Source organism: Allobosea sp. NPDC055594, assembly GCF_053618995.1.
In genome coordinates this window covers 379,322-393,413 of the sequence record NZ_JBSHIO010000002.1, presented here as the reverse complement: position 1 = coordinate 393,413, position 14,092 = coordinate 379,322, and the positions used below count along the sequence as shown (strand labels likewise).

The 14,092-nt window shown below is 66.7% G+C and carries 8 protein-coding genes; 5 read left to right on the top strand and 3 right to left on the bottom strand.

The features are described from left to right. Positions 1 to 88 precede the first annotated feature (88 nt). Both ACWGRX_RS05830 and ACWGRX_RS05825 read left to right on the top strand, forming a co-directional pair. The gene (locus ACWGRX_RS05830) at positions 89 to 1,708 is read left to right on the top strand and encodes a GMC family oxidoreductase (protein WP_452116953.1); all 1,620 of its coding nucleotides are present in this window, start codon (positions 89 to 91) and stop codon (positions 1,706 to 1,708) included. A 661-nt stretch (positions 1,709 to 2,369) separates the two neighbouring features. Further along, positions 2,370 to 5,990, top strand: coding sequence for an autotransporter domain-containing protein (locus tag ACWGRX_RS05825; RefSeq protein ID WP_452116762.1), 3,621 nt, complete (start codon positions 2,370 to 2,372; stop codon positions 5,988 to 5,990). Positions 5,991 to 6,020: 30 nt separating this feature from the next. Here ACWGRX_RS05825 and ACWGRX_RS05820 read toward each other — a convergent pair whose 3' ends face one another. The 3 genes from ACWGRX_RS05820 to ACWGRX_RS05810 are packed head-to-tail and all read right to left on the bottom strand — an operon-like array spanning position 6,021 to position 9,372. Then, positions 6,021 to 6,881, bottom strand: a complete 861-nt coding sequence (locus ACWGRX_RS05820) for a PCC domain-containing protein (protein ID WP_452116761.1) — start codon at positions 6,879 to 6,881, stop codon at positions 6,021 to 6,023. Continuing rightward, positions 6,878 to 8,521, bottom strand: coding sequence for an acyl-CoA synthetase (locus ACWGRX_RS05815; RefSeq protein ID WP_452116760.1), 1,644 nt, complete (start codon positions 8,519 to 8,521; stop codon positions 6,878 to 6,880). The genes ACWGRX_RS05820 and ACWGRX_RS05815 overlap by 4 nt, the downstream gene beginning before the upstream one ends. Continuing rightward, entirely contained in the window at positions 8,521 to 9,372 is an 852-nt protein-coding gene (locus ACWGRX_RS05810; RefSeq protein WP_452116759.1) for an IclR family transcriptional regulator, read from the bottom strand. The genes ACWGRX_RS05815 and ACWGRX_RS05810 overlap by 1 nt, the downstream gene beginning before the upstream one ends. Positions 9,373 to 9,579: 207 nt before the next feature. Between ACWGRX_RS05810 and ACWGRX_RS05805 the strand changes: the two genes are divergently transcribed. The 3 genes from ACWGRX_RS05805 to ACWGRX_RS05795 all read left to right on the top strand — a co-directional run bounded on the left by ACWGRX_RS05805 (position 9,580) and on the right by ACWGRX_RS05795 (position 14,039). Next, a complete protein-coding gene (locus ACWGRX_RS05805) occupies positions 9,580 to 11,454 on the top strand; it encodes a TRAP transporter large permease (protein ID WP_291635331.1) in 1,875 nt (624 codons plus the stop codon). Between the two features lie 160 nt (positions 11,455 to 11,614). After that, the gene (locus ACWGRX_RS05800; protein ID WP_291635333.1) at positions 11,615 to 12,628 is read left to right on the top strand and encodes a TRAP transporter substrate-binding protein; all 1,014 of its coding nucleotides are present in this window, start codon (positions 11,615 to 11,617) and stop codon (positions 12,626 to 12,628) included. A 226-nt stretch (positions 12,629 to 12,854) separates the two neighbouring features. Continuing rightward, positions 12,855 to 14,039, top strand: a complete 1,185-nt coding sequence (locus ACWGRX_RS05795) for an acyl-CoA dehydrogenase family protein (RefSeq protein ID WP_452116758.1) — start codon at positions 12,855 to 12,857, stop codon at positions 14,037 to 14,039. Positions 14,040 to 14,092: the final 53 nt, after the last annotated feature.

Here is a 14,092-nt window from a genome sequence, read left to right as displayed (position 1 = left end):
CAAGGTCTTTTCGCACTGGCCACGCGTTGCCGCGGCGGCCGGCTCGCCCTATCCCTTGGGAAAGGGTGAGGACCAGGGCGGAAAGCGTATGGCGGGCGAAACCAGCATCGGCAGCTTCGACTATGTCATCATCGGCGCGGGCTCGGCCGGCTGCGTGCTGGCCAATCGGCTCTCCGCCGACCGCCGCAAGAATGTCCTGATCGTCGAAGCCGGCGGCAAGGACGACTGGGTCTGGTTTCACATCCCCGTCGGCTATCTCTACGCCATCGGCAATCCACGCGCCGACTGGCTGTTCCAGACCGAGCCGCAGCCCGGTCTTGGCGGCCGCTCGCTCGCCTATCCGCGCGGCCGCGTTGTCGGCGGCTGCTCGGCGATCAACGCGATGATCTACATGCGCGGCCAGGCGGCGGACTATGATGGCTGGCGCCAGCTCGGCCTCGAAGGTTGGGGTTGGGACGATGTCCTGCCGCTCTTCCTCAAGCACGAGGACCATGCCGCCCCCGATGGCCGCTTCCATCGTGCCGGCGGCGAATGGCGTGTCGAGCATCCGCGCGTGCGCTGGGACATTCTCGATGCCGTCCGCGACGCCTGCGAGGCCGCCGGCATCCGCCGCATCGACGATTTCAACACCGGCGACAATGAGGGCGTCTCCTATTTCCAGGTCAACCAGAAACGCGGCCGGCGCTGGAGTGCGGCGCGCGGCTTCCTCGAGCCGGCGCTGAACCGCGACAATCTCCGGGTCGAACTCGGCGTCACCGTCGAGCGCATCGTCGTCGAGAACGGGCGCACGACCGGCGTGGTCCTGCTGCGCGCCGGCGAGCGCTATCTCGCGGAAGTCTCGGGCGAGGTCATCCTCAGCGCCGGAGCGGTCGGCTCTCCCGCCATCCTCGAGCGCTCCGGCATCGGCGATGGCGCGCGTCTGCAGGAGCTCGGCATCGAGACCGTGCAGCATGCGCCCGGCGTCGGCGAGAACCTGCAGGATCACCTGCAGCTGCGGCCGATCTACAAGGTCGACGGCGTGCGCACCCTCAACACCGACTATGCCAAGCTCTGGCGCCGGCCGCTGATGGCGCTGGAATATGCGGCGCGCCGCACCGGGCCGCTGACCATGGCGCCATCCCAGATGGGCGCCTTCGCCAAGTCGGCGCCGCGCTACGCCACCGCCAATCTCGAATTCCACTTCCAGCCGCTCTCGCTCGACAAATGGGGCGACGGTCTGCACCCGTTCGGCGCCTTCACCGCCAGCGTTTGCAATTTGCGCCCGACCAGCCGCGGCAGCGTCCATCTCAAGAGCCCGGACCCCAACGCCGCGCCGGCAATCTCGCCGAATTACCTCGCGACCGAAGAAGACCGGCAGGTCGCGGTCGATGCGCTGAAGCTCGCCCGCCGGATCGTCGCGCAGGCACCGCTCGCCCGCTTCAATCCGCAGGAATACCTGCCCGGCCCCGGCCATGACTCGGAGGAGGCGCTGGCCGAGGCAGCCGCCCGCATCGGCACGACGATCTTCCATCCGGCGGGGACGGCCAAGATGGGCCGCGACGACGATCCGATGGCGGTGCTCGACCAGCGCCTGCGTGTGCGCGGCGTTGCGGGCCTGCGGGTGATCGACGCCTCGGTCATGCCGGCGATCACCTCCGGCAACACAGCCGCGCCGACCGTGATGATCGGCGAGAAGGGCGCGCAGATGATCCGGGAGGATGCGCGCTAGATCAGCGCGCGTCCGTTCGGACACGGTCACGGTGATCTATCTCAGTGTTACCGCATCGGAGTTTTCCGAAAAGTGGAATCCACTTTTCGGTCCGATGCAATAGGCCCACCCTTGGACCGGGGCGAGGCGCGATCGGAAGCGTTCTCAGTCTTGCGCCGGGCGGGCGCGGCACCGGCGCCGGCCGCTTGCCGCCGATCCAACCGTCACGGCGGGCCTCCGATCAGGCCGGAGTACCCATTCTTGCGAGCGAGGGCGCCTCGGCTACCCCATTCGCTCCACCGAAGAATAGAATGGCGGCTTAACAGATCTTCGGGGCCGGTTCGACCGGGAATATTTTGCGGTCCTTTGCCTGCGCGCCGTTGATGCCGTGGGCAGGAAATCTCGTCGTGCTCGCCCGCAGCTGATCGGAAGCTGCATATTTCGGCCCGATTACCTCCAATGAGGGGCTTTCGTCGAAAAATCAGGTCGTTATCGTAGATCATGGTCGAATATTCGGAGATTGTTTGGCTTTGATTTCACAAGACGGACAAGCTCGTGGCACCCCTTCCTCCTCCGCCTGGGTGCTATTCGCAACACTTGGCGAGCAAGTTCCTGCATGATCGCTTTTCGGATTGCGTCGAGACGGGAGGCTGTCGAAGAAATGGGTCCGAGGAGGAGCGCCATGGCCTTGGGTTACTCGGATTCCCGGCTACGTCGCACGTCGCTGCGGTTCCTGCTGCTGACGGGGACGGCGTTGAGCCTGGGGGCGGTGACCAGTGCCCAGGCGCAGGACGCGACCTGGCTCGCCGCGCCGGGCACGAACGAATTCTCGACCGGAACCAATTGGAGCACGAATACCGTTCCGAGCGGGACGGGCTTCTTCGACACTTCGACGGTTCTGGGTATCACCAATTCCGGCAATACCTCCCTGGGTGGCATCACTTTCAATGCCGGCGCCAGCAGCTACACCATCACAAATACGGCCACTTTCCCGAATGCGTTGACCTTCACCGGTGCCGGCATCGTCAACAATTCAGGCGTGACGCAGACCTTTATCAATCAGGGGCAGTTGGATTTCCGCGGTTCGAGCTCCGCTGGGAATGCGTTCATCACGAACACCAACAACGCCAATGTCGAGTTGGCATTCTACGATACGGCCACGGCCGGGAATGCGACGATCACGAACAACAGGGATCTCGTCTTCGTCGGTTCGAGCACGGCGGGCAATGCGACGATCACCAATAACGCCAATACCTATTTCTATTTCTCCAGCACGGCCGGCAACGCGCAGATCACCAATACCGCCACCGGGGTGATGCTGTTTCAGGACACCAGCAACGCCGGGACCGCGACCTTCACCAACGGCAACCGGCTGGAGTTCCTGGGCACGAGCTCGGCCGCCAACGCCACCATCACCAACAATCACTACCTCGCCTTCTTCACCGCCAGCACGGCGGGCAATGCGACCATTACCAATACCAATCTGGCCGAGTTCCGCGACAACAGCACGGCCGGCAACGCGGTCATCACCAACAACGCGACCCTGTCCTTCCTGCACAACAGCACGGGCGGCAACGCCACGCTGCTGACCAATGCCGGAGCGACCACCAGTTTTGCGGGCAGCACCGGGCCGAATGGCGACGGCAAGCTCAGTGCCGGCTCGATCGCCGGCGCCGGTGCCTATGTGCTCGGCGGCAACGAGCTGACGGTCGGCAGCAACAACGCTTCGACCGAGGTCAGCGGCGTGATCAGCGGGGCCGGCGGCTCCCTGGTCAAGACCGGCGCGGGAACGCTGACGCTCTCTGGCAGCAATACCTATTCTGGCGGCACCACGATTGCGGGCGGGACGGTGAGCGTCTCGGCCGAGGCCAATCTCGGCGATGTCTCGGGCGCGCTGACCCTGAATGGCGGCGTGCTCCAGGTGACCGGCACGATGCTCACGCAGCTGGCGCGCAGCCTAAATTTCGGGGCGAATGGCGGCGGTTTCGACATCGCCGCAGCCGGCAACACCTTCACGGTGGCGCAGTCCCTCACGGGCCCGGGCTCGCTGTCGAAGTTGGGAGCCGGCACGCTGCTGCTCACTGGGGCGAACAGCTATACTGGCGCGACGACGGTTGCCGGTGGGACCTTGCGGGCCGGCAGCGCCGGCGCCTTCTCCTCGGCCTCGACCTTCACGGTGCAGAGCGGCGCGACGCTCGACCTCGCCGGCTTGAACCAGACCATCGGCTCGCTCGCCGGCGCAGGCACGATCACGCTGGGCGCCGGAACCTTGACGACCGGGGCCAATGGCGGCTCGACCACCTTTTCCGGGACGATCGGCGGAACCGGAGGCCTGACCAAGACCGGAGGGGGGACCTTCACGCTCGCCGGGGTGAGCAGCTATTCCGGCGCGACGACGGTTGCCGAAGGCATGCTGCGGGCGGGCAACGCCGGCGCCTTCTCCTCGACTTCCGCCTTCACAATTGCTGGCGGCGCAATGCTCGGTCTCGGCGGGTTCAACCAGACCATCGGCTCGCTCGCCGGCGCAGGCGCGATCGATCTCGGCACGGGAACCTTGACGACCGGGGCGAACGGCGCCTCGACCAGCTTCTCCGGCTCGATCGGCGGGACCGGCAGTCTCGTCAAGAACGGCGCGGGTACCTTCACGCTGACCGGGGTCAACAGCTATACCGGCGCGACCACGGTCAATGCCGGCAAGCTTGTGGTCAACGGCGCGCTCGCGAGCACGGTGACGGTCAATGGCGGATCGCTCGGCGGTTCGGGCACCGTCGGCGGCATCGTCGCCAGCGCGGGTTCCACCATCGCGCCGGGCAACTCGATCGGCACGCTGACCGTCAACGGCAACATCTCCTTTGCCGCCGGCTCGATCTATCAGGTCGAGGTCAACGCGGCCGGTCAGGGCGACAGGATCGACGTGCTCGGCATGGCGACGCTCTCCGGCGGCACGGTCCAGGTCCTGGCCGAGAACGGTAACTACGCGGCGGCGACGCGCTATACGATCCTGACCGCCGGCGGCGGTGTCACCGGCCAGTTCTCCGGCGTCACCTCGAACCTCGCCTTCCTGACGCCGACGCTGAGCTATGGCGCGCAGAACGTCACCCTGACGCTGGTCCGCAACGAGCAGAGCTTCGGGCCGGAAGGCTCGGGCCGGCCCTATATCGCGGCGACGCGCAACCAGGGCTTCATTGCGAACGCGACAGAGCGTCTGGGAGTCGGCAATCCGATCTATGACAACCTGATCTCGGCGACCGCGGCCGAGGCACGGGCCGGCTTCGACCTGCTTTCGGGCGAGGCTCATGCCCAGGGCGTCTCGGTCGCGATCGGCGAGAGCCGGCTGGTGCGCGAGGCGGTGCTGGGGCGCCTGCGCGGCTCGCTGCTGACGCTGCCCGGCGAGTCGGTCTCGGCCGGGTTCTCCGCCGATCTGCCCACGGCCAAGGCCCCGGTGCTGATGCCGGCGCCGCGCTTCGACGACCGCTTCACCATCTGGGGCGAGGCGGTGGGCGCGCATGCCAATACGGATGCGGACGGCAATGCGGCGAGCCTGTCGCGCCGGACCGGCGGCGCCATTCTCGGTGCCGACATGAAGCTCTATGACAGCGGAGCGAGCTCGCTGCGGGTCGGCGTCGCCGGCGGCTACACCCGCTCGGATTTCGATGTCGACGCCAGGCTCTCCTCCGGCCGGCTCGAAAGCGGTCATGCCCTGATCTATGCCGGTGCGCGCTTCGGCGGCTGGCGGCTCGATGGCGGCCTCGGCTATTCCTTCGGCGAGACCAGCCTGACCCGTCAGGTCCGGATTCGCGGCTTCGGCGACACGCTGCGCTCGGAACGCGACACGGATCTGCTCCAGGCCTTCGCCGAGCTCGGCTATGCCTTCCGCTTCGAGCGTTTCGCCATCGAGCCCTTCGCACAATTGGCACTGCTGCGGGTCTCGAGCAGTTCGTCCTTTGAGCGGGGCGGACCGGCGGCGCTGCAGGTGCTCTCGGGCGAGCAGAATCTCGGCTTCACCACGCTTGGCCTGCGGGCCGAGGCGCAGCTCGGCGCGATGCCGCTCTTCGCCCGCGGCCTGCTTGGCTGGCGCTATGGCTTCGGCGAGCTCACGCCGCAGGCGACGACCGGCTTCGTCGCCGGCACCACGCCGGCCCGGGTGTTCGCGACCCAGATCGACCGCAATGCGCTGGTCGCCGAGGCCGGGCTCGACTGGCGCGTCAGCAAGGCGACGACTGTCGGTCTCGCCTATTCCGCGGCGATCGGCGAGCGTACCCGCGACCATGCGCTCAAGGGTCGTTTCGAGGTCAGGTTCTGAAAGGGCAGGGGGCGCGAACCGCGCCCCCTCTCATTCGGCTTCGAGCACCAGCTCCAGCGTCATCAGCACCGGGTTGTCGCCGCGCCTGAGCGATCCTTGCGCCATGCCGCCGGTATAGTCGACGAGCGCGATGGCGATCCCGGCTTCCGGCCTGCCATCTCGGCCCGGCGCGACGCTACCGGCGGTGATCGCGATCTCGGTGGCGAAGGGCTCGGTCGCGCCGCCGTCGATGAAGCGCGCGCCGATCGTCGAGCCGACGCCGCCATGGATCCTGGCGCGGGCGATGCCGCGTTCGGAGCAGAAGCCTTCCAGCGCCGCGAAGACATCCTGGTTCGGACACAGGCGCAAGACGAAGAAGCGGTCCTGCGGGGAGGGGACGAAGCCCGGCTGCGGCGCCGGCATGAACAGCTTGAAATTGGTCTCGGGGTCAGGCCGGGCGACGAAGCCCGCACCGTCGATCCCGACCGCCTCGACCGTGACCGGCTCGGCGAGAAAGCTCTGGTCGGGCAGGATGTGCCCGCCATTGCGGCGCCCGTCGGCCTCGCGCCAGAGCGCATGGCCGTGGAAGAAGGGCGCGCCGTCGCGCGTGCCGAAGGTCAGCGCTCCCGTCTCGATCCGCGCCACGCCTTCCGGCCGGAAGGTCTCGCTATAGAAGGCGGCGTGCTCGGATGTCTGCGACAGGGCCGGCATCACATAGGCGAAGGGTGAGAGTGCCAGCCTGGCCGGCAGACGCAGCACGCCGCTGTCGAAACCCTGCGCCGCGAAGGCCTCGCTGATCGCATCGAGCAGCAGCTGGCCGGGCTTTAGCTCAAGGGTCAGTCGCTGCCCGCGTGCCTGCGCCCATTGCACGCGCTCAGGATTAGCCGGTCCCGGCTGGGGGATCGTCCTCATGTGCCGGAGCCCGGCGCGCGCACGAAATCGAGCAGGCCGCGCTTCTCCAGCTCGTCGCGGACGAGGCGTTTCGGCACCTTGCCATAGCCGGATTTCGGCAGTTCCTCGAAGAAGAAGAAGCGCTTCGGCATCTTGTAGCGCGGGATCTTCTCGCCGAGATATTCGGCGAGCTCCGCCTCGCTCGGGCGCTCGCCGCGGGCAACGCAGACGGCGATGCCGATCTCGCCCCAGACCGCATCGGGCACGCCGAGCACGGCGGCTTCCGCGATCGCGGGGTGGGTCAGGATCTTCTCCTCGATCTCGCGCGGATAGATGTTCGAGCCGCCGGAGATATACATGTCCGAGGCCCGGCCGGTGATGTAGACGAAGCCCTCTTCGTCCATATGGCCGAGATCGCCGGTGCGGAACCAGCCGTCGCGGAACGACTTCGCATTGGCCTCGGGGTTCTCGTAATAGCCGGCGAAGACCGCCGGGCCGATCACGCAGATCTCGCCGGTCTCGAACGGCGAAAGCTCTTTGCCCTCGTCGTTCTGGATCTGGACCTGGATGCCGGTGCGCTCGACGCCGCAGCTGCCGATCCGGGCCTGCGGCCCGTCCTCGGCCTCGTGCAGATAGGGCGGCAGCACGGTGATATTGCCGGTGACCTCGCCGAGCCCGAAATACTGCACCAGTACCTTGCCGAGCTTCTTCAGCGCCGTCTTCTGGTCCTCGCGATACATCGGCGCGCCGGCATAGATGACATGGCGCAGCGAGGAGTGATCATGCTGGTCGACGGCCGGATGCTCGACCAGCATCTTCAGGATCGTCGGCACCGTGAAGATATTGGTCACCCGGTGCGTCGCGATCAGCCGGAAGGCCTCGTCGATATCGAAGCGCTCGGTCGGCAGCAGGATGCTCGGCGCGCCGCGTGCCGAGAGCACGAGCTGGTGCACGCCGGCGCCATGCGAGAGCGGCGCGACGACGAGCGAGGCGTCCGCCTCGGTCGAGCCCGGCACGAGGTCGGCGAGATGGTTGGTGATCACGAAGCCCATCTGGCCATGGGTCAGCACCGCCGCCTTGGAGCGCCCGGTGGTGCCGGAGGTGAAGAAGAACCAGCAGGGATCGTCGCGCCCGACCATGGCGTCGGCGACGTGCGCGCCCTCATGCCCCGCGATCGCCTCGCCGACCGTCGTCTCGCCGAAATCGCCGGCTCCGATCCGCCAGGTGAACTGCAGCGCCTTGCTTTCCTTGGCGACGGTCGCGGCATGCTCCGGGAAGTCGCCATGGCAGAGGAAGCCCTTGGCACCGGAGGAGGTCGCGAGATAGGCGACCTCGTCGGGCATCAGCCGGAAATTGGTCGGCACCCAGACCGCGCCGAGCCGGAAGGCCGCGAACATCGAGAAAAACATCTCGTCGCAGTTCTTCGAATGCACGAGGATGCGGTCGCCCTTGCCGATGCCGCGGGCGGATAGCGCCGCGCAGAGCGCATGCACGGCGGCGTCGATCCGGCCCCAGCTCCATTGCCGCTCACCCCAGATCAGGCCCGGCCTGTCGGCGAAGCGCTTGCCATTGCGCGTCAGGAAATGCGCGAGGTTCATCACCCGCGTCGAGACGGGCTTCAGCCCGCCGAGCGGGCCGGATGCCTCTCCGGAAGTCGTCATCAATTCGTCTCCGCTGGCTGTTTCGGGGCGCGTGCCGGCGCCTCTGGCGGCACGCGCAGGAATTGGTTCCGGCCCAGCATCGCAGCGAGGCGCTGCTCGACCTGCTTGGCCTCGTGCCGTAACTGCACGGCGAGCTCTTCCTGTCGCTGCGGCCGCATGCGCGCGTCGATCGCCGCGATGCTGAGCGCGCCGGCGACGCGCCGGTCCGGGAAGCGCACGGCGACGCCGATGCCCCAGGAGCTGGCGACGATGCGGCCGGGATTGAGAGAGAAGCCCTGCGCGCGGGCCTGCGCGACGTCGGTGCGGAGGCTCGCCGGCGTATAGCTTGGATAGCTCTCCGCCAGGATGGAGCGATTGGCCTCGATCGTCGCCTCGACCTCGTCGTCGCCAAGGGCCGCCAGCATGGCGAGCGAGCCGGCGCCGATGCCGAGCGGGTGCTGGTCGCCGGCCTGCAGCGCATGGGTGCGCACCGGCCAGGTGCCTTCCTCGCGGTGCAGGCAGACCGCGAAGCGGTCACGCCTGACCGAGAAGAAGCTGGTGTCCTGGGTCGTGTCGGAGAGCCGCCGTAGGCTCGCCATGGCGAGATCGAGCAGGCCGTGCCGGCTACCGGAGAGCAGGCCGAGCACGAAGGCTTCCTCGCCGAGATGATAGCGCCTGGTCGCATCCGCCTGCTCGACCAGCCCGGCGCGCATCAGCGCCAGCAGCAGGCGCCGCACCGTCGGCTTGCTCAGCCCGGTCTCGATGACGATCTCGCTCAATGGCAGGCCGGCTGCGCTCTCGCGACCGACGAGCGAGAGCAGGCGCAAGGCGCGGTCGACGCTTTGCGATCCCTGCAAATCTGGCGTCGGCATGGCTCCTGCTCGCATTTCCTCGCACTCACGGGTCCATTATACGGACCTTCGATTTACTCCTAAATCTGTAGTTCGACATGGTTGCGATTGCAACGACCCTCGATCTGTGTATGGTCCAGCCAGAAGCAGTGGTCCAAAAAGGCCACGATATGGACCTGAAGCCGGCGCTAGATTCGGCAGATCGGGCGGAATGGGGAGGGCGGCCTGATGGCCGATGCCAGCACGAGAGACGGCGCCGACGCCGTCCTGGACAGTCTCGATCACGAGCCGGCGCGCACCGGCTCGCCGCTGGTGCGGCCGCTCGAGATGGTCGCTGCGGCTCTGCTCGTCATCATCATCACCCTGCTGCTCGGTGGCGTCACCTCGCGCTATGTGCTGTCGATCCCGGTCGTCTGGATCGACGAGGCCGCCTCGATCTCCTTCCTCTGGCTCGCCATGCTCGGCGCCGCCATCGCCATCGACCGCAACGAGCACCTGCGCCTGACGCTGTTCGTCGGCATGCTGCCCGAGAAATGGCGCGGCCCGGTCCACGCCTTCGGCCTGCTCGTGGTCGCGACCTTCCTGCTGGTGATGACCTGGCCGGCGATCGACTATGTCATCGAGGAATCCTACGTCACCACCGCCGCGCTCAATATTCCGGCGAGCTGGCGCGTCTCGGCCATCGCCTTCGGCATCATCGCCATGCTGGCGCTGGTGCTGAGCTATGCCGTGCGGGTCTGCAGCTTCCGTGACCTCGTCATGGCGGGGCTGCTGATCGCCGCAGTCGCCGTCATCTGCTATCTGATGACGCCGGTCTTCAAGACGCTCGGCTATCTCAACATCCTGATCTTCCTGATCGGCGTCGTCGGCTTCTGCCTGGTCGCCGGCATCCCGATCGCCTTCTGCTTCGGCATGGGCGCGCTCTGCTTCCTCGCCTTCAGCACCTCCGTGCCGATCTTCGTGATGATCGGCCGGATGGACGAGGGCATGTCGAGCCTGATCCTGCTCTCGGTGCCGATCTTCGTGCTGCTCGGCTGCGTTCTCGACGCCACCGGCATGGGCAAGGCGATCGTCGATTTCCTCGCCTCGCTGCTCGGTCATATCCGCGCCGGCATGTCCTATGTGCTGCTCGGTTCGCTCTTTCTGGTCTCGGGCATTTCCGGCTCGAAGGTCTCGGACATGGCGACGGTCGCCCCGGCGCTGTTCCCGGAGATGAAGCGCCGTGGCTACCAGCCCAAGGAGCTGATCGCGCTGCTCTCGACCGGCGCCGCCATGGCCGAGACGGTGCCGCCCTCGATCGTGCTGATCGTGCTCGGCTCGGTCGCCGGCGTTTCGATCGCCGGCCTCTTCACCAACGGCCTCGTCGTCGCCACCGTGCTCCTGCTGGTGCTCGCCATCCTGGCGCGCTGGAAGGCGCGCGGCGAGGTGCTGCAAGGCGTGCGCCGGGCGCCGCTCGCCGTGATCGGCAAGACGGCGCTGATCGCGACACCCGCTCTGGTCCTGCCCTTCCTGATCCGTGGTGCGGTCGGCGGCGGCGTCGCCACCGCGACCGAGGTCTCGACCATCGCCGTTCTCTATGCGCTGATCGTCGGCGTCGTGCTCTATGGCGGCATCGGCTGGCGTAAATTCTACGGCATGCTGGTCGAGACCGCAGCGCTCTCCGGCGCGATCCTGATGATCCTCGGCACCGCATCGGCCATGGCCTGGGCTCTGACCCAGACCGGCTTCGCCCGCGATCTCGCGACGCTGATGACCGGACTGCCCGGCGGCTGGGTGACCTTCATGGCCGTCACCATCGTCGTCTTCATGATCCTCGGCTGCGTGCTCGAGGGCCTGCCGGCGATCGTCTTGATGGCGCCGCTGATGTTCCCGATCGCCAAGAATCTCGGCATCAACGACGTGCACTATTCGATGGTGGTGGTCACAGCGATGAATATCGGCCTGATGACCCCGCCGATCGGTATCGGTTTCTACATCGCCTGCAAGATCGGCAATGTGCAGCCGGACGAGGCGATGGGCGCGATCTGGCCCTATCTGCTGGCGCTGGTCGCCGGTCTGCTGATCATCGCCTATGTGCCGTCCTTCTCGACGATGTTCCTGTGATCTTGATGCTGCACGCTTCGTCATGTCGTCATTGCGAGGAAGCTCTGCCGACGAAGCAATCAGGAGGGATTGCGCGAGACCTCATGGATTGCTTGGCTTGTGTTCGCAATGATGACGAAACCTGACCGCCTACAACGACAAAAGCTTGGAGGAAACGCCAATGTCGATCTCACGCCGTACCATTCTGCAGGGCGCCACTGCCGCTGCGACGATCGGAACCTTCTCGATCGCGCGGGCGCAGACGCCCGAGTTCACCTATAAATACGCCAACAACCTGCCGCTCGCGCATCCGATGAACGTGCGCGCCAACGAGGCGATGGAGAAGATCAAGGCCGAGACCAATGGCCGCGTCGTCATCCAGATCTTCCCGAACAACCAGCTCGGTTCCGACACCGATATGCTGAACCAGGTTCGCGCCGGCGGCGTCGAGTTCTTCACGCTGTCGCCGCTGATCCTCTCGACCTTGGTGCCGAACGCCTCGGTCAGCGGCATCGGCTTCGCCTTCCCGAACTATGACGCGGTCTGGAAGGCGATGGACGGCGATCTCGGCGCCTATGTCCGCGGCCAGATCGCCAAGGCGAACCTGCATGTCATGGACAAGATCTGGGACAATGGCTTCCGCCAGATGACGTCCTCGAGGGGGCCGATCAATTCGCCGGCCGACCTCAAGGGCTTCAAGATCCGCGTGCCGGTCTCGCCGCTCTGGACCTCGATGTTCAAGGCCTTCGACTCCGCCCCGGCCAGCATCAACTTCGCCGAGGTCTACACCGCGCTGCAGACCAAGATCGTCGACGGCCAGGAGAACCCGCTCGCGATCATCGCGACCGCCAAGCTGTTCGAAGTCCAGAAATATCTCTCGCAGACCAACCATATGTGGGACGGCTTCTGGTTCCTGGCCAACCGCCGCGCCTGGGAGCGCCTGCCGCAGGATCTGCGCACGATCGTCGCCAAGCATATCGATGCCGCCGCCATGAACGAGCGTGCCGACGTCGCCAAGCTCAATGCCGGGCTGCAGGCCGAACTGACCTCGAAGGGCATGGTCATCAACGAAACCAAGCCCGACGAATTCCGTGCGGCGCTCCAGAAGGCTGGCTTCTACGCCGAATGGAAGGGCAAATACGGCGACGAGGCCTGGGCTATCCTCGAAAAGGCGGTCGGCGGCAAGCTCGCCTGAGCCTCCTGGCTCTTCCGCGGTTCCGGCTGGAGCGAAGCGGGACGCCGGAACTGCCCGGCTTCTCCACTTCTCCGGAATGGCGGTGCATCGACGTTCAGGGCGTGGCGCTTGGCGCCGCGCCCTTTTTGCTTGCGATCGCCTGCCCCTCTACTTGCTCTCCGCCCTATATCGCCCTACCGTCCGGTAGGTAGTTGAGAGCGCGATGACGGCGCCCGGGAGGATGGCGATGACGGCAGCGGAGAGCTTCGGGGCTGATGGCGCGGGGCAGCGCCGCTCGCCCTATTTCAGCGAGGAGCACGAGGCGTTGCGCGACCAGGTCCGCCGCTTCGTCGAAACCGAGGTCAAGCCGCACGGACTCGCCTGGGAAGAGGCCGGCATGGTGCCGCGCGCCGTGCTCGAACGCATGGGTGCGCTCGGCTTCTTCGGCATTCGCTACCCGGCCGAATATGGCGGGGCGGAGATGGACACGCTCGCGACCGTGATCCTCGCCGAGGAGCTCGGACGCTCGACCTTTTCCGGCTTCGCGATCACGGCGCTGGTCCATACCGACATGGCCTCGGTCCATCTCTTCAATGCCGGCAGCAAGGCGCAGCGCGACAAATGGATGCCGGATGTGGTCGCCGGCAAGGCGATCTGCGCGGTCGCCGTCACCGAGCCGGATGCCGGCTCCGATGTGAAGGGCATTCGCACCACGGCGCGGCGCGATGGCGACCACTACGTGCTGAACGGCGCCAAGATGTTCATCACCAATGGCGTCCATGGCGATCTCTATTGCGTCGCGGCCAAGACCGATGCCGCGGCGAAGCCCTCGCAATCGGTCTCGATGTTCCTCGTCGAGAAGGGCATGCCGGGCTTCCGCGTCGGCCGCGCGCTCGACAAGCATGGCTGGCGCTGTTCCGACACCGCCGAACTGATCTTCGAGGAGTGCCGCGTCCCGGCCGAAAACCTGCTCGGCGGCGAGGGGCGCGGCTTCTACGCGATCATGAGCAATTTCCAGAATGAGCGTACGGTGATCGGCGCCATGGCGATGGGGGAGGCGCAGGCCGCGATCGAATTGACGCTCGACCATGTCCGCACGCGAAAAGCCTTCGGTGCGCCGCTCTGGGAGAAGCAGGCGATCCGCCAGAAGCTCGCCATGCTGGCCGCCAAGGTCGAGGCCGGGCGCCAGCTCGTCTACCACGCCGCCTGGCTCGACGTGCAGGGCTTCGACGCGACGCGCGAGGTCTCGATGGTCAAGGCCTATTGCGGCGAGCTGGTCAACGAGGTCATGTATGCCTGCGTCCAGTTCCATGGCGGCATGGGCTTCATGCGCGAGAGCGCGATCGAGCGCATGGCGCGCGATGCCCGCGTCCAGGCGATCGGCGGCGGTGCCACCGAGGTGATGCTGGAAGAGGTGGCCAAGCGGTTGTGACGGCGCTAGCGATCCGAACAGGCCGGGCAGGGCCGGAGGGCGGCTCGCGCCGA